Origin of the sequence: Cellulomonas sp. (genome assembly GCF_965229465.1) — a bacterium.
Taxonomy (GTDB): Bacteria; Actinomycetota; Actinomycetes; order Actinomycetales; family Cellulomonadaceae; genus Cellulomonas.
Window position 1 is genome coordinate 150,717 of sequence record NZ_OZ245882.1, and the last position, 17,303, is coordinate 168,019.

Genomic DNA, 17,303 nt, shown 5'->3' on the forward strand with positions numbered 1-17,303 from the left:
GGAGGCCGACATGGAGATCACTCCCCTGCCGCCGACGCAGAAGGGCCCCGAGCAGTGGTTCACCGGTGACGTGTGGTTCGACGTCCTCGGTGCACCGCCCGAGCCCGCCCGGCTGCGCGTGAACGCGGTGCGGTTCGCGCCCGGTGCGCACACCTTCTGGCACCGCCACGCCAGCGGCCAGACCCTGCACGTCACCGAGGGCACCGCGCGCGTCGGCACCCGCGACGGGCGCGTCATCGAGGTCCAGCCGGGCCAGTCGGTCTGGACGCCACCGGGCGAGTGGCACTGGCACGGCGCGGCACCCGACCGGTTCATGACCCACCTGGCCATGTGGGAGGCCGGCGACGGGAGCACGGGACCCGACACCGAGTGGGCCGACGAGGTCACCGACGAGCAGTACGAGGGGGCAGGAGCATGAGCGGCTGGACGCCGGACGAGCTGCGCACGATCGGAAGGGTCGACGAGCTGGAGGTGGCCTCGCGGCGAGCGGACGCCAGCCTGCGACCGTTCGTGACGATCTGGTTCACCGTCCTCGGCGACGACCTCTACATCCGGTCCGCCCACGGGCCGCAGAACGGCTGGTTCCGTCGCGCGACGGAGTCGGGCACCGGCCGGGTGCGCGTCGGCGCCGTCGAGAAGGACGTGACCTTCGAGAACGGCGACGACGCGCCGCACGCCGCCCTCGACGAGGCGCTGCACGCCAAGTACGACCGCTACGGACCCGCACCCGTGCGGGCCATCACGGGCCCGAGCGTCGCGGGCGTCACCCTGCGCGTCGTCCCGACGCCCTGATCTGCGCGCCCGTCGCGCAGGGCGCCCGTCACCTGGGGCTGCGGGAACGGGCGAGCACGCCGCCGACGAACCCGAGGACGGCGCCGAGCAGCACCAGCGGCAGCCCACGGGTGTCCGCGCCGACCACGGCCGCCGCGACCGCGACGATCACCATGAGCAGAGCCGCGAAGCGGATCCCCCGGCCCGACGAGCCGTTGAGCCCGAGAAGCATCAGCAGAGCCAGCAGGAAGACGAGGACGGTCGAACCGGCGGTGGCCGTCCCGGCGTACGCCGACGCGTCGCCCCCGAACGCGTTCGTCGCGTCCCGCACGATGCTGTCCGGGTCGATCATCTCCCCCAGCCACGGGATCAGCGCCCCCACCATCGCAAGCAGCGCGCCCAGCACCACGAGCCAGCGCTTGGCTGCGGGGCGGTGGTCGGGGGTGGACTGGGCCAGGACGGCCTCCGCCTCGACCGCGGCACGGCCGTCGCTCGCCGAGACGCGCAGCCGCCGCGACGACGTCGTGCCCGCCGGCGGTGTGGGGCTGTCCACGAGGAGCCGCGCCGTGCCGACCTGCCCCGGTGCGATCGCCATCGCCGGGGGCGTGAACGTGAGCCGGGCGCGACCGAACTCGTCGGCACCGGCCAGCTGGACCTGCAGCGTGTCCGCGCCGTGGCGGTTGTCCACCTGGACCAGGAAGGTGCCCTGCCGGTGCTCGGTGGCCAGCGTCGACGGCTCCACCCGGATCCGGGCCGTCGTGATCGGCGCGGCCCGGGCGGAGACCTCGAGGATCCCCGCCGTCTCCACCTCGGACGTGCCGTCGTTCGCGACGACGGCGAAGGGTCGGGACTCGGTGGTCCCGGGGGCCGGCGGGGTCGATCGCGCGCGGGCACGGACCGTCGCGACCGTGCCGGGCGCGACCACGACCCTGGTCTCGGCGAACGAGAACGCGACGAGCCGCTGCGCGTCCCGACCGGTCAGGGTGACCTTCGCGCCGCTGTGACCCGCGCGGTTGTCGACCAGGACGTCGAACACGGGGGCCTCGCCGTCGGTGGCCCGCAGGTGGCTAGGCTCCAGGCGCAGCGTCACGGGGACGTGCACGGGCGCGGCTGACGTGCGCTGGGTGAGCGTCGCCGTCGCGCTCACCGGTTCGTCGTCGCCCGTCCCGGTCACCGTGAGCTGCCGGGTGACGTTCCGGCCGGGCTCGGGGGCGGGTGCGACGAACCGCACGCCGACGTCGACGGTCTCGCCGGCGGGCACGTCCACCACGGGCGGCAGGAAGTGCGCGCGGACGACGTCCTCCGGATCCTGCATCGCGAGCCGGTACCGCCGCGGGAAGTTGGCTTCCCGGTTGTCGAACGACACCGTGAACCATCCGTCGGTGGTGTCCTCGAGGTGGACCAGCGCGGGTCGCGGGGACACGGTCGGGGGCGGACCCACCCGAGGGACCGCGACGCGGACCACCACCTGGGTGAGCTTCTCGGGGTCGACGGACGAGCGCACGACCAGCGGGACCGACGTCTCCTGCGCGACGACCAGGACGCCGGGCCGGGTGGTGAACGTCACCCCGACCGCGCGCGACTCGCCCGGCATCAGGTGGGCGTCGTCGTGCGTCACGACGAGCCACGACGGCGCCGCCTCGGGGTGGATGACGATGCCGTCGACGATGTCCGACGCGTTCCGCAGGTCGACCGTCGTCGTGCCGGGGGCACCGGGCGCGACGACCACGACCGCGTCGTCGACCGTCGCGACCGGGACCTCGGCGCGCGGGTCCCGGCGGTTCGCCGCCTCCGCCTCGCCGGGCTCCGCCGACGACTCGTCGGGCTCGGCCGTCCCCCCGTCGGCCGGGTCCGGCGACGGTGCGGTCGCCGCCGGGTCGGTCCAGTCGATGTAGGTGTCGCAGACGCGGCAGAAGGTCGCGGTCGCCGTGTTGGGCGCCCCGCAGGCCGGGCAGATGCGGTCCGCCATCAGGTCCTCCTGTCAGCCGCCGATGATCACTGTGGGAAGGCCGGGTCCGGGTACGACGGGCGTGCCGTGCAGGCTCAGGTCCGCGACGCGCGCGGCCGGGAAGCCGCCGATCAGGACCGTCAGCGAGCCCATCGCGATGCCGTTGGGCGCCGGGGACACGCACGGGATCGACCCCGGAACGGAGTTGGCGACCGCGGCCGGCTGACCGCCGATCAGGACCGTCATCACCCCCGCGGCCGGGGTGATCGGGCCGCCGACGTGCGGCTTGGGACCGTCCATCAGCGGACACATCGCCATGTCACCCACGCGCAGCGCCGGGCCGGCGGGCATGTCAGGGCGCCGGTGCCGGTGCCGGGGTGGCGAGCGTCCCGCTGAACACGAGCGCGTCGTCGCACTGGCCGGGCGGTGGCGTGAGGTTCTGCGGCGTCCCGGGCAGGCGGCACTGGACGGTCATGGTGAGCGCCGTGCCCGTCGGCAGCACGATCGGCGTCTGGAAGTGGAAGTCGTTGTCCCGGAAGTTCTCCAGCGCCACGTCGAAGAGCACCACGGCGTCGCTGCTGCCCGCGGGCGTCTGCGAGAGGACCAGCCGGCCGAAGTCGCCCTGCGGGTTGCTGAGGACCAGGTCGGTGAGCCGCAGCGTCGAGCCGGCAGGGACGACGAAGTCGTCCGCGGACGCCGAGGTCCCCGGGCCGGTCTGCACGGTCATGCGCTGCATGGTGGGAGCGAGGATCTCGGACGGCGGCAGGAAGTTCTCCGTCAGGTCCTGCATCTCGGCCACCTGCTGCTGCGCCGCGGCGGCAGCCTGACCGGCGCCCGCCGACGACTGCTGGGCGGCCGCGGCGGCTTCCTTGGCCTCGTCGGCCGCCGCCTGCGCCTCGGCCACCTCGTCCGCGACCGACGACTCCGCGGCCGAGACCACCGCCGGCTTGAGCACCGTGAACCACAGGAGCACGAGCAGGGCCAGCAGCGCGAGCGCCGCGAGCAGCGCCTTGAAGAACCACCGAGGGATGGTCGCGGTCTGCACGTGGGTGCCGTCGAGCAGCACCGGCGAGGAGTTCTCTGCGGCGACCGTGACGATGAACGGCATCGTCCGGTCCGCGCCCCGCCACACCCGTCCGTCCGGCTTCACGCGGACGTCGGCGAACTCGGCCGTCCCGGGGGGCACGGTGAGGATCTGCGGGCGCACCCGGAAGCCCAGGACGCCTCCGTCGTCGGCCGCCGTCAGCGAGATGGTCACCGGCACGTTGCCGCGGTTGTCGAGCGCGACCTGGTGCTTCGCCCCGCTGCGACCGTGCGACGAGCGAGGGAGCAGCTCGGCCGTCGTGTCGAGGAACGGCAGCACCTCGCAGACGCCCTCGGGGGTGACCGCCTCCTCGGCGTGCCCGAACGGAACCACCCGGATGCCGAAGTCGAGCTGGCCGGCGGGCACGGACCACGAGCGCGGCGGGGAGAACCGCACCGTGGCCGTCGTCGCGGTGCCCGGGTACAGGCCCTCGATGAGCGCGGGCTCGACCGTCGTCCAGGCCGCGGGAGGTCCGAGCACCTCGATCTGGTACCCCTCCACGCGCTCACCCGTGTTGCGGATCTGGAGCGGCACGACCGCCTCGGTGCCCGGGCTGAGCTCCACCCGCGCCGAGTCCAGCTTCGCCGTCGTCGTCATGCTGCGGACGCTAGGCCGACCAGGCGCGCGCGAGAACGGCTCCCCGCACGGCCGATGGGGCACCGCCCCTGCCCGTTGAGCCGATGTTGACTGCACGATCAGTCCCGCCGCGCATGCTGGCCGGACGGAGCACCCGGACGGGGTGCCGCAGGGGGGCAGGAGCAGGACATGGAACGCGTGGCTGTGTGGGTGAGCGCCCGGGACCCGATCTCCGAGGCGGGCGTCGTGAGCGCACTGCGTCCGCGGCCGGAGGTGCGCGTGCTGCCGACCGACGAGGCCGCGTCGTCGCAGGTCGCCGTCGTGGTGGCCGACGCCGTCGACGACGACGCCCTGCGCCTGGTGCGGATGGTGCGCCGGCAGAGCCCGAGCCAGGCCGTGCTCGTCGCGGGACGCCTGGAGGACGGCGACGTCGTGACCGCGGTGGAGGCGGGCGTGCTCGGGCTGGTGCGACGCAGCGAGGCGACGCCCGACCGACTGGTCCGGGTGATCTGCGGCGCGGCGACCGGCGAGGGCAGCGTGCCCCCCGACCTGCTCGGCAGGCTCCTCGACCAGGTGGGCACCCTCCAGCGGCAGGTGCTGCGCCCGCGCGGGCTGACGTTCACGGGGCTGGCGACCCGCGAGATCGACGTGCTCAAGCTCGTCGCCGACGGGTACGACACCGCGGAGATCGCCCAGCACCTGGCGTACTCCGAGCGGACCGTGAAGAACGTGCTGCACGACGTGACCACCCGCCTCCAGCTGCGCAACCGGTCGCACGCCGTGGCCTACGCGCTGCGCGAGGGGCTGATCTGAGACACCTGCACTTTCGGGAAGGCACGCGTGCCCGGAGGGCTGACCGGGGCCGGCTGCGGTCGCGGCCCGCGGACGTGCAGGGTGGGTCGAGCGCTGACGGCGTCCGACAGGGAGGGGCGAACTCGTGGCACGAGCGCGGGCGTGGGTGGGTCTCGGCGCGTGCGCCCTGCTCCTGCTGCCCGTCGGCGGCGCCGCCGTCGCCCTGCCCACACTCCCTAAGGCCGACCCACCCAGCCTCCCCCTGCCGGTGGTGTCGCAACCGCGGCTCGGGTTCGTCGACCGGTCCAGCCTCCTACGGGAGGCGACGTTGTCCGCGGAGGAGGACGGCCCGGGCGACCACACCTGGGTCGCCGGCACGAGGGTGTCGTCCGAGGACCTGGCCACCGGGCGCCGCCAGGACGGCGAGGGCTCGTCGTGGGTGTCCCTGGAGCGACAGCCGCGGGTCGCGTGGGTGAGCACCGTCGACGCGGCCGGCCCGGACGACGACGGCGACGTGTACGTCTCGGTGCTGCCGGAACCGGCCGCCGAGCTGCCCACCGCCCAGCGCGTCACGTGCGACCCCGCCCGCGAGTCCCACCCCGTGCTGTCCCCGGACGCCACGCTCGTGGCCTTCGCCACAGACGCGCGCGGTGACTGGGACATCGCGATCGCACCGGTGCCGACCGAGGGCGAGGGGTGCCGCGCGTCGGCGGGGTACACCTTCCTCACCGGCCCCGGCACGCAGGACACGTGGCCGACCTGGCTCGACGACCAGCGGATCGTCTATGCGGCGGCACGCGACGGCGGGCAGCCCGACCTGTTCGGGGTGACCACCGACGCGACGCCGGTCGCCCAGCTCACCGCCACACCGGGCATCGCGGAGACCCAACCCGCGGCCCAGGTCATCTCGGGCGGCTGGCGGCTGGTGTTCACAACGACCCAGTTCCGGGCGGACGGTTCGCTCGGCATCCTCGTGATGGGTGGCCCGGACCTGCTTCCCGCGACGGTCGTCGACCCCTACGCGGCCTCGTGCTGCCGCCCGCAGGGGTCGGAGGGCAGCTGGAGCCGGGGCGGGGGCTCGGTGGCGTTCACCAGCACGCAGAACGACCCCGCGGGGGACGTGTGGGTGACCCGGTGGGCGACGCAGGACGGCGCGCGCACGTTCCGCGTGCTCGGTGAGACGCCGGTCGTCGACACGTTCGGCGTCTCCGAGTCGCACGCCACCTGGGTGGACGACAGCGTCACCGGCGGCGAAGGAGGGTGGGACGCGACTGCGCGGATCGTCTTCACCGAGGAGGTGCCGAGCACGGACGTGAGCGACGTCGTGGCCGACGACGGGTCCGACCTGCGCCTCATCGAGAGCCTCGGGACCACGTGGGACGCCGAGCGTCTGGCGGAGGCCGGCGTCGAGTACTCGCCCGACGGCACCCGGGTCGCCTACAGCGCACCGGTCGCTCCGGACCCCGGGGTGGAGGACGAACCGGTGATCCTCGCGGCAGCCCTGGTGCCCACGTACGGGCAGCGGCTGGTCATCGCCGACGCGACGACGCTCGCCGTCGTCGGGCCTACGTACGTGCCGGACGACGAGGGCGACGTCGACCTGGACCCCACGTGGTCGCCTGACGGGGGCACGATCGCGTTCGTCCGCTGGCACTACTGGGGCGACGGCTACACGCTGCCGCGGATCTTCACGCTCGACGTCGGGTCCGGAGCCGTCACGCAGCTCACGGTCGGCCTCGGCGACGACGTCTGGGCGGTGGACCCGTCCTGGTCCCCCGACGGGACGCGCGTGGTCTACGCCACCGGCACCGGAGACGGCGACGACGAGATCCCGTCCGGGGCGTCCTACCTCGCTGTCGTCGACGTCCGCTCCGGAGTGTCGTCCCGCCTGCGCGTCACCTACCCGGAGTGCAACTACTACGGCGACGACTGCGTCTTCGACGTCCAGGGCCGGTCCCCGGACTGGTCGCCCGACGGCACCCAGATCGCCGCGGCCGACCTGGTCGCCATGCCGCACTGGTTCGCCGGCGGCTACTACGGACCACCGGACTTCCGTGACCCGCGTCGGCTGGAGGTGCCGGGGGGGATCGGCATCGTCGACCTCCCGTCGGACGGAGGGGTCGAGGTGGTCCGGGCGCGGGCCCTCACCGGCGTCGCCGACGACGGCACCGCGACCCCGACCGTCGCGCAGGTCGCCCACGCCGCAGACCCCGAGTGGTCCGCCGACGGGAGCCGCATCGCGTTCTCCGAGGTCCTCGTCGGCCTGCCCTGGGAGCACCGCGGCATCGCGGAGGTCGCCGCCGCCGACGGGTCGGGCCTGCGTCTGGTCGTCGACCCGCCCGGCGTGCAGCGCGAGCCTGCGTACCAGCCGTGGACGGACCTGGTCCTCACGCTCGCGACCTCGGTGGTCGGTGGCGACGGCTCGGCCACGGTGACGGCGACCGCCACGAACGCGGGCCCGGGTCGGGCGGCGCGCCCCTCGGTCACCGTCCGGCTCCCCCTCGGCGTCTCCACGCCCGGCGCGGCCGGGTGTCTCGTCGGGGGGCAGGTCCTCACCTGCGCTGCGGCGTCGCAGCTCGCACCCGGAGCGACCACGACCTTCGACATCCCGGTGCTCGGCGTGACCCTGGCGGCGGTGTCGACCGTGGACGCGGTGGCCCTCACGGCGAGCCCCGAACGCGTCGTCACCAACAACACCGCCACGATCGACGTCGGGGTCCCCGGGGGCGTCAGCGTCGACATGACGCTCTCCGCTCCCCCCGTCGCGTGGGTGGGTGGGCTGCCGGTCAGCGCCACGTTCACCGTGCGCAACGCCGGCTCGGCACCGTCCGAGGGCGTCACCCTCACGACGACCTACCCGGGCACGGTCACGCCCAGCGGTCTGGCGCCCTGCGCCGCGCCGACGGGCACGTGCGCGCTGGGCACCCTGCCCGGGCTCGGTGCCGTGGTACTGACCGCCGTCCTGACGCCCGACGTCGTCTTCGAGGGGCCGCCGCAGCTGGGCGACGTCACGGCCACCGTCGGCACGACCTCCCCGGACCCCGTTCCCGCGGACAACTCGGCCCGCGCCACCCTCGAGGTCCGACGACCGCACGTCGACCTGCAGCCGGCCGTCGCGCGCCCTGGCGAGGTCGTGTTCGTCGCGGGCACCGACTTCCCGCCCGGCTCGGACGTCAACCTCTCCTGGTCGCTCGGCATCATGGGGGTCCAGAACCCCCTCACCGCGGGGCCGGACGGCCGCTGGGCGCTGGCGGTGCCCCTCATCCGCGACTCGCTCGTGGTACAGCGCCTCCTCCAGGCGCGCAACGGCCAGGTGCCGCCGCTCTACGGCGACGTGACGGCACCGCTGCTCGTGGTGCCGACGTCGATCGACGCTCCGACGTTCCTGTTCCGCAAGTGACCGCAAGGATCCGGGTGACCGCATGATCGGTGAGGTCGACGAGGCGCTGCGCACCCTGGTGCGCGAGGCGGTGGACAGTCCGGACGTCGAGGTGGTGCTCGACGCCCCGACGAAGGACTGGGCCGCGCGCCGCAACGCCCCCACGGTGGACGTCTACCTGTACGACCTGCGCGAGGACCTGCGCCGCCGGACGCGCGGCGAGCTGGCGAACCGCGTCGAGGGCAAGGTCAGCGCCCGCTACCAGCCGCCGCGGCACTTCCGCCTCTCCTACCTGGTGACCGCCTGGACGCAGCGGCCCGAGGACGAGCACCGGCTGGTGGACTCGGTGCTGCGGCACCTGCTGCGCTTCGACGCCCTGCCCGCGCGCGTCCTCGACGAGCAGCTGGCGGCGGCCGGGGCGCGGGTGCCGCTCTTCGTCGGGCTGCCGCCGCCCGAGGACCGCGGGTTCGCGGACGTGTGGACGGCGCTCGGGGGCGAGCTCAAGCCCTCGATCGACGTCGTGGTCGACGTGCCCGTGCTCACCCCGGTGAGCGCGCCGGTCGGCCCACCCGTGGAGTCGGGCCTGCGCCTCGACCTCGCCGACCGCGACGGGCAGGCCGCGGACGTCGGCGCGCACCGGCACGCGCCGCCTCCGGAGCGCACGGCACGTTCCCGGAGGGCCCGATGAGCTCCGGTCCCGCGGTGGTCGACCGGAGCACGGCGCACCTGCTCGGCAGGCTCGGGGTCGTGGAGGAGCGGGTGCGTGAGCTCATCGAGCGCCGGCGCCGCGACGACCCGCAGCCGGACGACCCGTTCAGGGGGCTCTACCTGAGCGACGAGACGGTCGAACGCCTGCTGAGCGGAGGCGCCCTGGAGCCCCTGTCGGGCATCGTGGGCGCGCGCACCCGGGCGTGCGAGGAGGCCGCGGACGCGGCGGAGGCGGCCGGCGAGCGGCTCCGGCTGAGGGAGCTGGCCCGCGTCTTCGACCTGGAGCCGCTCGACGTCGAGCTGCTGCTGGTGGCACTCGCGTGCGAGGTGGACTCCCGGTTCGAGCAGCTGTTCGGCTACCTCAACGACGACGTCACGCGGCGGCGGCCCTCGGCCGCGGTCGCCCTCGCGCTGTGCGGCGTGCCGCTCGCGTCGTCGCACGGGAGGCACCGGCTCGAGCACGGGCCGCTCGTCGCGTCCGGCCTGCTGGAGCTCGAGGAGCCCGACCGGCCGCTGCCCGGCCGACCCCTGCGGGTGCCGGACCGCGTGGTGGGTCACCTGCTGGGCGACGACGCACCGGACCGAGGGCTCGACGGCGTCCTGGTCGAGGTGGACGAGGTGCTCTGGGGCGACCCGGCCCGGCTGGCGAGCGCGCTGGCGGGCGGTGCGCGGCTGGTCTACCTGCGGGAGCCGCCGACCGGCTCGGGGCGGGTCCTGGCCGTGCGCGCTCTGCACGCGACGGGGCACCGAGCGCTCGTCCTCGACGGGTCGGCGCTCGCGGCGACCCCCGACCTGCTGCGCACGGTGCGGACCGCCGTGCGGGAGGCCCACCTGACCCGGTCGGGGGTGGTCGTCGGCGGGGTGGAGGACCTCGTCGAGCACCCGCGCGCCCTGCGCGCCCTCGTCGCCGCGCAGGTGCCGGTGCTCGTCGTCGGCCGGCGCAGCTGGGACCCCGTCTGGAGCGACTGGCCCCCTCTGCTCTTCGACGTGCCCCCGTCGACGGTCGCGGAGCGCACCGAGCTCTGGCTGCGCTCGCTGGGCGCGGACCTCCAGGACACCGCGGCCGCGACGGCCCCGTTCCGGCTGCGGCCCGAGCAGGTGACCCGGGCGGCTCGAGCGGCGAGGCAGCAGGCCACGCTCGACGGCGCGCTCACGGTCGACCACGTGCGCGTGGGAGCGCGGGCCGAGAACGGCACCGAGCTGGAGCGGCTCGCGCGCCGGATCGAGCCCGCGGTCGGCTGGGACGACCTGGTGCTGCCGGCGAGCGCGCTCACGGCGCTGCACGAGATCTCGACCCGGGCCCGCTACCGGGAGCAGGTGCTGGGCGACTGGCGGATGCGTCCCGGCGGCGGGCGCGGGCACGGCGTCGCGGCCCTGTTCGCGGGCGACTCGGGGACCGGCAAGACCATGTCCGCGGAGGTCGTCGCGCGCGACCTGGGGCTCGAGCTGTACGTCGTCGACCTGGCCACGGTCGTCGACAAGTACATCGGCGAGACCGAGAAGAACCTCGAGCGCATCTTCGCGGGTGCCGCGAGCGTCAACGCGGTCCTGCTGTTCGACGAGGCGGACGCCGTCTTCGGCCGGCGCAGCGAGGTCAAGGACGCGCACGACCGCTACGCCAACATCGAGAGCGCGTACCTCCTGCAACGGATGGAGACGTTCGACGGGCTCGTGGTCCTGGCGACGAACCTGCGGGCCAACATCGACGACGCGTTCATCCGGCGGCTCGACGTGCTCGTCGACTTCCCGCTGCCCGACGCGTCGCAGCGGGTGGCCCTGTGGGACCGCAGCCTGGGGCGTCGGGTCCCCCGGGACTACGACATCGACCTGACGTTCTGCGCCGAGGCCTTCGAGCTGGCCGGCGGCGCCATCCGGTCCGCCGCGGTGACCGCCGCCTACCTGGCGGCCGACGACGGCGGGACGGTCGCGATGCGCCACGTGGTCGCGGCGGTCTACCGCGAGTACCGCAAGCTCGGCCGGCTCACGCTCGAGAGCGAGTTCGGGCCGTACTGGGACGTGCTGCGCTGAGCGTTGCCCGAACGTGCACCCGGCGGTGCCCCGACCGGCGTCCACCCGGTCGTCCCGCACGGCGCCCGTGGCTGGCAGCGTCGGCTGCGACGACCGTCGAGAGGGGCCCACGATGCACTCCCACGACCACCTGGACCATCCCGAGGGCCTGCGGACGTCGACGCCACGGGTCGACGACGACCGCGCGGCACCGGTGGTCTCGCGGGCGCTGGCCGCCGGCCGGCCCGAGCTGCTCGGCAGCGCCGGCCTGACCTATCTCCAGCGCACCGCCGGGAACGCGTCGACCGCGGGGCTCGTCGACGAGGAACGCTCGCCGGTGCTCGACGTGCTGTCGTCGGGGGGCGGACGCCCACTCGACGCGGACACCCGCGCCGACATGGAGGGCAGGCTCGGACACGACTTCGGCGACGTGCGCGTGCACACGGACTCCGCGGCCGCCGACTCCGCGGCTGCCGTCGGCGCGCACGCCTACACCGTGGGCCGGGACGTCGTGTTCCAGCGCGACGCGTACGACCCGCAGTCCCAGGCCGGCCGCACCACCCTCGCGCACGAGCTGACGCACGTGGTGCAGCAGCGCTCAGGGCCGGTGGACGGGACCCCCACCGGCGGTGGGGTGCAGGTGTCCGACCCGAGCGACCGGTTCGAGACGGCCGCGGCCGCCAACGCCGAGCAGGTGATGGCCACGCCCGCCCCCACCCCTGCAACGGACGGCGGTGCCCCGGTCGTGCAGCGCGAGGAGGCGCCCGAGGACGAGGAGGTGCAGGGCTCGTTCGTCCAGCGGGAGGAGGCCGAGGAGGAGGAGCCCGAGTCCGCCTGACACCGCCCGATCGGGCACCGACCTCGCCCGGACGGGCGTCCCACCGGCCTCACGGCCCACCACCGCACCGCCGCACGCTGAACATCTACTCCCTGTGCCCGAGGAGGGGACATGCCGACCTATCTGTCGCCCGGCGTCTACGTCGAAGAGGTGGAGGCGGGATCTCGACCCATCGAAGGGGTCGGGACCTCGGTCGCCGCGTTCGTCGGCATGGCCGCGAAGGGCCCGTTCAACCATCCGACCCTGGTGTCCAACTGGACCCAGTTCTCCGAGGCGTTCGGCGACTTCCTGCCGGGCTCGTACCTGGCCCACGCCGTGTACGGGTACTTCCTGAACGGCGGCAGCACCGCGTACGTCGTCCGGATCGGCCAGGACGCCGTCGAGGGCGCCGAGGAGATCCGCGGCAGGGCGACGCCGAAGGCCCTCCCGGCCGGCGCGCAGGCCGTGATCGGCGCGTACCGGGTGCAGGCGTCGGACAAGGCGCCCAAGAGCAAGAAGCTGAGCGTCGAGATCGCGGACCCCGGTGGCGAGAACCCGCCGGACGACCAGTTCAAGCTCGTCGTCCACGTCGACGGCAAGGAGTCCGAGACGTACGACAACGTCACCACCAAGCGTGGCGACGACAACGTGGCGACGAAGGTGAACCAGCTCAGCAAGCTCATCACCATCGAGGAGCTCGCGTCGGGCAGCGCGCTGGCCAAGCCCGACAAGGGCACCGCCGACCTGGTGGTGCCGGAGCCCGAGCCCGAGCCGCCCGCCACGGAGGACCTCGGCGCCGACGACTACATCGGCGACGCCGCCGACCGCACGGGGTTCAGCGGCCTGGAGGCCATCGACGAGGTCACGATGGTGGCGGTGCCCGACCTGGTGGCCGCGCTCGAGCAGGGCGCGATCGACCTGGAGACGTTCCAGGCCGTGCAGCTCGCGATGATCGCGCACTGCGAGCTGATGGGGAACCGCATGGCGATCCTCGACCCGCCGCCCAACCTCAACCCGCAGCAGATCAAGGACTGGCGGGTGGACGGCGCCGGCTACGACTCGAAGTACGCGACCGTCTACTGGCCGTACGTCAAGGTGTTCGACCCCGCCTCGGGCGCCAACCGGTTCGTGCCGCCGTCGGGGCACATCGCCGGCATCTGGGCGCGCAACGACGAGTCGCGCGGAGTGCACAAGGCGCCCGCCAACGAGGTGGTCCGTGGCGTCATCACCCTGGCCACGCAGATCACGCGCGCCGAGCACAACCTGCTCAACCCGGTGGGCATCAACGCGATCCGTGCGTTCCCGGGCCGTGGGGTGCGGGTGTGGGGTGCCCGGACGCTCTCGTCCGACCCGGCCTGGCGGTACATCAACGTCCGGCGGCTCTTCAACTACCTGGAGGAGTCGATCCTGGTCGGCACCCAGTGGGTGGTGTTCGAGCCCAACGACGACGCCCTCTGGGCGCGCATCCGCCGGACCATCGGCGCGTTCCTGGTCAACGAGTGGCGCAAGGGGGCGCTGTTCGGGCTCAGTCCCGAGGAGGCGTTCTTCGTGCAGTGCGACCGGGAGACGAACCCCGCGGAGGCCATCGACGCCGGGCAGGTCACCTGCCGCATCGGCGTCGCCCCGGTCAAGCCGGCCGAGTTCGTCATCTTCCAGCTCTCGCAGTTCTCCGGCGGCACCAGCCTCGCGGCCGAGTGACCCACGACCACCAAGGATGGTGACTGAGACATGGCGCTCCCCGACGACTTCGACCTCGCGACCGCGTACGCGTTCAGCGTGAAGATCGACGGCATCCAGATCCCGCACGTCATGGAGGTCAGCGGCCTGAAGGCCGAGGTCGACAAGGTGACCTTCCAGCAGCAGGGGCAGGACGGAAAGTTCGTCACGCGCCAGATGATGGGGCGCCAGAAGGCCGGCGAGTTCAAGGTCAAGCGCGGCCTCACCGACTCGACGACGGTGACCGACTGGCTCAAGGCGGTGTTCGAGGGCAAGCTCTCCGAGGCCCGCAAGACCGCCGAGGTGGCCATCTACACGTCCGACAACCAGATCCTGAAGCGGATGAACTTCCGCAACGTCTGGGTCAAGGACGTCGAGCTCGGAGGCACCCTGAAGGCCGGGTCCACCGAGCCGCTGTCGGAGACGTTCACGGTCTGCTGGGACGAGATGGAGTTCGCCTGATGCGACGCTCCTCGCTCCCGCTCGCCCTCGACGAGCAGGCCGTCGACGAGCAGCCCGACGGCCGCCCGCCGCGGCGCGAGGCGCTGCGCACCGAGTTCGACTTCCTGCTTCCGCGGGGCTACCTGGATGCCGACGGGGTGCTGCACCGCGCCGGCACCATGCGGCTGGCCACGGCGCGGGACGAGCTGCTCCCCCTGTACGACGCGCGGGTGCAGGAGAACCCGGCGTTCACCACCGTCGTGCTGCTCAGCCGCGTGATCACGTCACTCGGGTCGCTGACCGCGGTCTCCTCGAGCGTCGTGGAGAACATGTTCGCGTCGGACGTGGCGTTCCTCCAGGACCTGTACCGCCGGATCAACGCCGAGGGGCACACCCGCGCCGCGGTGACCTGCCCGTCCTGCGCGCACCGGTTCGACGTCGACCTCTCCGGTGGGCGCCTGGGGGAATCGTGACGTACGCGCCCGAACGGATCCACCAGGAGGTCGCGTACGTCGCCTACCACTTCCACTGGTCGCTCGACGCGATCCTGGACCTCGAGCACCCCCAGCGCCTGCGCTACGTGCAGGAGATCGCGGCGATCAACCGCCGGACGACCGAGGAGCGCTGAGATGCGCTGGCCGTGGCAGCGGGCACGGCCCGCGCCGGGTGCGCCGACCGTGCAGCGTGCCGCAGGTCCGCCCGCCGAGTCGCGGGCCGGGTGGGCCTTCCTGCCGCCTCTCCAGCGCACCGTGGGCGACACCGAGCTGACGAGCGCGCCGATGGCCTTCGTGGACGCGCTGCCCACCCGGGCGCAGCCGATGCTCACCGGCCCGTTGTCGCACGTCGTGAGCCCGGACGCTCCGTCCGGGGTGCTCGACGGCGACGGCCGCCGCTTGGCCACGCCCACCACGCGGTCGTCGGACGTCGACCTGGCGCTCGTGCCGCCCACCCCCCGACCGACTCTCGGGTGGCCCGCCGTGGCGGTGCAGCGGCGGTCCGCGGGCACCCTGGTGGGCCTCGGCGCGCCTCCGGCCGACGTCCCCCCGCTGCACGCGGTGCCCGTGGTTCCGCCCCCCGACGTCGACCCGGAGGAAGCGGCGGCGGACGGTGAGGGCCTGGGAGCTTCGGAGTGGCCGGCCCCGGTCAGTGACGTCCCGATCCTGTCGGCCCCCGACGGCGACGTGTCGAACCCGTCGGTGGTGGGTGGCGTCCCGATCCCGTCGACCCCGGGCGGTGAGCTGCCGATGCCGTCGGCGGCCGTCGGCGTGCCGGCCAGCCCGGCGGTCCAGCGTTCGACGACCCCGCTCGTCCCGGCGACACCCGCGGCGGACCGCGCGGGCTCCGAGGACGGCGCGACGTTCGTGGAGCTGCCGGCCCGGCCCGCGGGACGGGCCCCCCACCACACCCCACCCACACCCCCGACAGTCCAGCGGCGCATCGGGCTCGGCGCACCGTTGCGGGCGGGCGAGGAGACGTCCACCGCCCGGAACGACTCGGTGGAGCCTGCGCACGAGCGCCCGACGCGTGCTGCGGCCGAGCCGGCCGTCGCACCGCGGGCCGACCTGCCCCTCGTGCAGCGCTCGACGGATCCCTCGGACACCGCACCGACCGAGTCGTCGCCGCCCGAGGCCGAGCCCCCGGTCGACCTGCCCGACCAGCCCGCCGCTTCTGCTGCGTCGCCAGCTCCGGACCCGACCCCGACCACGGGCACGCTGGTCGACCTGATGACGGCACTCCCCCACGGAGAGGGACCACGGTCCACCGGTGACGCTCCCGTCGCGATCCCCTCCGCCGTGCCCGCGCCGCCGGTCGTCGCCCGGGAGACCACTCACCGAGCGGGCGAGCACCGAGTCGGCGAGCACCGAGTCGGCGAGCTGCCGGCTCCGTCGGGTCCGCTCCACTCCCCTGCGGAACCGCACCCGGGCCACCCGAGGACGAGCCCCGCGGTCCCGCCGCTGGTTCAGCGCGCGAGCATCGACTCGCCTCCGGTCAGCGGCACGCTGCCGAGCGTCGCGCCACCGGTCCGGCGTGCCGGCGCGCCGGCCAGCCCGACGATCCCGACGACGGCGCCTCCCGTCCGACCCGTGAGCGGCCCGTCCCCAGCTCCCGACGATGCCGCCCTGGAGACCGCGCCGCTGCTCCAGCGCTCGGGCGTGCCGTCGTCGACCAGCCCGCCGAGCCCGGCTGCTGCGCCCGTCGTCCAGCGCTCGAGCCTGCCGTCGTCGGTCAGCCCTCTGAACCCGACTGCTGCGCCCGTCGTCCAGCGCTCCCCTGCTCAGGCGCCGGTGGCCGGCCGCGCGGTCGCCCCTCCCCGGGCCGAAGGCGCGCCCGGCCTCGGCGAGGCACCCACCGAGCTCCTTGAGGCGATGCCCCTGCCCACCGACCCGCCCCCCGCGACGAGCGACCCGTCTCGGCCCGGCACGCCGGCCGTGCAGCGCGCTCCCCTGCTGTCGGTCGCCCGTGCACCCCTGCTCGCCAGCTCCCCACGACCGCCCTGGACGCTCGCCCCCCACGCCGGTCGCCCGGCGCCCGTCTCGCCGTCCCGGTCCACGGTCGTCCAGCGCGCCGACGTCGCACCCGTGCCGGTGTCGTCGCACGCGCTCGTCGCGCCTGTCCCGTCCGCCGCCGCGATGCCGAGCACCCCCCACATCCATCCGGTCGTGACGCCCCCGCCGAGTTCCGCGGCCGGCGCCCCGATGCCGGTGCAGCGTGTGCCGATACCGCCCCTACCCGTGCAGCGCGTCGACGCGGTCGTCGCGGTGCCGGCCCACCCCGTCCAGCGGACGACAGGGCACTCCACGTTCGAGACCGACGAGAGCACGGACGACGCCGCCGTGCAGACCCTCACCGACCCGCCGACGGTCCAGGCGGCCACGCCCCCGGAGCAGGCGTCGACACCTGGCCCGGGCGGCGGATCCACCTCCCCGTTCGCGTCCGCGTCGGCCGCCGACCTCGACGAGCTCGCCCGGCGCCTGACGCCGCCGCTGCTGCGTCGCGTGCGAGGACAGCTGCTGGTCGACCGCGAGCGCCGCGGCGTACGCGTGGACCTGTGACCGGGACGACG

Annotated in this window: 15 protein-coding genes; 12 read left to right on the forward strand and 3 right to left on the reverse strand. The window is 74.4% G+C overall.

Features of this window, described 5'->3' with window-relative positions; genetic code table 11:
* The first annotated feature begins 10 nt into the window (after positions 1-10).
* On the forward strand, positions 11-418 hold the full coding sequence (locus tag ACO06A_RS00685; protein WP_421734252.1) for a (R)-mandelonitrile lyase: 408 nt from the start codon (positions 11-13) through the stop codon (positions 416-418).
* Positions 415-792, forward strand: a complete 378-nt coding sequence (locus ACO06A_RS00690) for a DUF2255 family protein (RefSeq protein WP_421734253.1) — start codon at positions 415-417, stop codon at positions 790-792. The genes ACO06A_RS00685 and ACO06A_RS00690 overlap by 4 nt, the downstream gene beginning before the upstream one ends.
* Positions 793-820: 28 nt before the next feature.
* Here the strand turns inward: ACO06A_RS00690 and ACO06A_RS00695 are convergent, their stop codons facing one another.
* From ACO06A_RS00695 to ACO06A_RS00705, 3 genes are read right to left on the reverse strand one after another with little or no spacing between them, the layout of a single operon-like run.
* Positions 821-2,740: a hypothetical protein gene (locus tag ACO06A_RS00695; RefSeq protein ID WP_421734254.1), complete on the reverse strand. Its 1,920-nt coding sequence runs from the start codon at positions 2,738-2,740 to the stop codon at positions 821-823.
* Positions 2,741-2,752: 12 nt separating this feature from the next.
* Complete coding sequence (locus ACO06A_RS00700) at positions 2,753-3,019, reverse strand: PAAR domain-containing protein (protein ID WP_421734255.1); 267 nt, start codon at positions 3,017-3,019, stop codon at positions 2,753-2,755.
* Positions 3,020-3,071: 52 nt separating this feature from the next.
* Positions 3,072-4,400, reverse strand: coding sequence for a hypothetical protein (locus tag ACO06A_RS00705; protein WP_421734256.1), 1,329 nt, complete (start codon positions 4,398-4,400; stop codon positions 3,072-3,074).
* 168 nt (positions 4,401-4,568) lie between these two features.
* On the opposite strand from ACO06A_RS00705, the gene ACO06A_RS00710 reads away from it, so the two are divergent.
* The 10 genes from ACO06A_RS00710 (at position 4,569) to ACO06A_RS00755 (ending at position 17,292) form a co-directional block, all read left to right on the forward strand.
* Entirely contained in the window at positions 4,569-5,192 is a 624-nt protein-coding gene (locus ACO06A_RS00710; RefSeq protein ID WP_421734257.1) for a LuxR C-terminal-related transcriptional regulator, read from the forward strand.
* Positions 5,193-5,316: 124 nt separating this feature from the next.
* On the forward strand, positions 5,317-8,571 hold the full coding sequence (locus ACO06A_RS00715) for a hypothetical protein (protein WP_421734258.1): 3,255 nt from the start codon (positions 5,317-5,319) through the stop codon (positions 8,569-8,571).
* A gap of 22 nt (positions 8,572-8,593) precedes the next feature.
* Positions 8,594-9,238, forward strand: a complete 645-nt coding sequence (locus ACO06A_RS00720) for a DUF4255 domain-containing protein (RefSeq protein WP_421734259.1) — start codon at positions 8,594-8,596, stop codon at positions 9,236-9,238.
* Positions 9,235-11,286 (forward strand): ATP-binding protein, encoded by a 2,052-nt coding sequence (locus ACO06A_RS00725; RefSeq protein WP_421734260.1) that lies wholly within the window; start codon positions 9,235-9,237, stop codon positions 11,284-11,286. The genes ACO06A_RS00720 and ACO06A_RS00725 overlap by 4 nt, the downstream gene beginning before the upstream one ends.
* Before the next feature lie 112 nt (positions 11,287-11,398).
* On the forward strand, positions 11,399-12,103 hold the full coding sequence (locus ACO06A_RS00730; RefSeq protein WP_421734261.1) for a DUF4157 domain-containing protein: 705 nt from the start codon (positions 11,399-11,401) through the stop codon (positions 12,101-12,103).
* A 111-nt stretch (positions 12,104-12,214) separates the two neighbouring features.
* Positions 12,215-13,780, forward strand: coding sequence for a phage tail sheath family protein (locus ACO06A_RS00735; RefSeq protein ID WP_421734262.1), 1,566 nt, complete (start codon positions 12,215-12,217; stop codon positions 13,778-13,780).
* A gap of 30 nt (positions 13,781-13,810) precedes the next feature.
* A complete protein-coding gene (locus ACO06A_RS00740; protein WP_175346648.1) occupies positions 13,811-14,260 on the forward strand; it encodes a phage tail protein in 450 nt (149 codons plus the stop codon).
* Entirely contained in the window at positions 14,260-14,712 is a 453-nt protein-coding gene (locus tag ACO06A_RS00745) for a hypothetical protein (RefSeq protein WP_421734263.1), read from the forward strand. Before ACO06A_RS00740 ends, ACO06A_RS00745 begins: the two co-directional genes overlap by 1 nt.
* The gene (locus ACO06A_RS00750; protein WP_421734264.1) at positions 14,709-14,867 is read left to right on the forward strand and encodes a DUF6760 family protein; all 159 of its coding nucleotides are present in this window, start codon (positions 14,709-14,711) and stop codon (positions 14,865-14,867) included. The genes ACO06A_RS00745 and ACO06A_RS00750 overlap by 4 nt, the downstream gene beginning before the upstream one ends.
* Position 14,868: 1 nt before the next feature.
* Positions 14,869-17,292 carry a hypothetical protein gene (locus ACO06A_RS00755; RefSeq protein WP_421734265.1) on the forward strand — a complete coding sequence of 808 codons (2,424 nt, stop codon included), beginning with the start codon at positions 14,869-14,871 and terminating at the stop codon, positions 17,290-17,292.
* Positions 17,293-17,303 lie beyond the last annotated feature (11 nt).

What these genes read in the sequence shown, in the direction of transcription:
- ACO06A_RS00710 (WP_421734257.1), top strand. Translation starts at nt 4,569, where the DNA reads ATGGAACGCGTGGCTGTGTGGGTGAGCGCCCGGGACCCGATCTCCGAG.
- ACO06A_RS00740 (WP_175346648.1), top strand. Translation starts at nt 13,811, where the DNA reads ATGGCGCTCCCCGACGACTTCGACCTCGCGACCGCGTACGCGTTCAGC.
- ACO06A_RS00720 (WP_421734259.1), top strand. Translation starts at nt 8,594, where the DNA reads ATGATCGGTGAGGTCGACGAGGCGCTGCGCACCCTGGTGCGCGAGGCG.
- ACO06A_RS00700 (WP_421734255.1), bottom strand. Translation starts at nt 3,019, where the DNA reads ATGGACGGTCCCAAGCCGCACGTCGGCGGCCCGATCACCCCGGCCGCG.
- ACO06A_RS00755 (WP_421734265.1), top strand. Translation starts at nt 14,869, where the DNA reads ATGCGCTGGCCGTGGCAGCGGGCACGGCCCGCGCCGGGTGCGCCGACC.
- ACO06A_RS00690 (WP_421734253.1), top strand. Translation starts at nt 415, where the DNA reads ATGAGCGGCTGGACGCCGGACGAGCTGCGCACGATCGGAAGGGTCGAC.
- ACO06A_RS00725 (WP_421734260.1), top strand. Translation starts at nt 9,235, where the DNA reads ATGAGCTCCGGTCCCGCGGTGGTCGACCGGAGCACGGCGCACCTGCTC.
- ACO06A_RS00695 (WP_421734254.1), bottom strand. Translation starts at nt 2,740, where the DNA reads ATGGCGGACCGCATCTGCCCGGCCTGCGGGGCGCCCAACACGGCGACC.
- ACO06A_RS00735 (WP_421734262.1), top strand. Translation starts at nt 12,215, where the DNA reads ATGCCGACCTATCTGTCGCCCGGCGTCTACGTCGAAGAGGTGGAGGCG.
- ACO06A_RS00685 (WP_421734252.1), top strand. Translation starts at nt 11, where the DNA reads ATGGAGATCACTCCCCTGCCGCCGACGCAGAAGGGCCCCGAGCAGTGG.
- ACO06A_RS00730 (WP_421734261.1), top strand. Translation starts at nt 11,399, where the DNA reads ATGCACTCCCACGACCACCTGGACCATCCCGAGGGCCTGCGGACGTCG.
- ACO06A_RS00745 (WP_421734263.1), top strand. Translation starts at nt 14,260, where the DNA reads ATGCGACGCTCCTCGCTCCCGCTCGCCCTCGACGAGCAGGCCGTCGAC.
- ACO06A_RS00705 (WP_421734256.1), bottom strand. Translation starts at nt 4,400, where the DNA reads ATGACGACGACGGCGAAGCTGGACTCGGCGCGGGTGGAGCTCAGCCCG.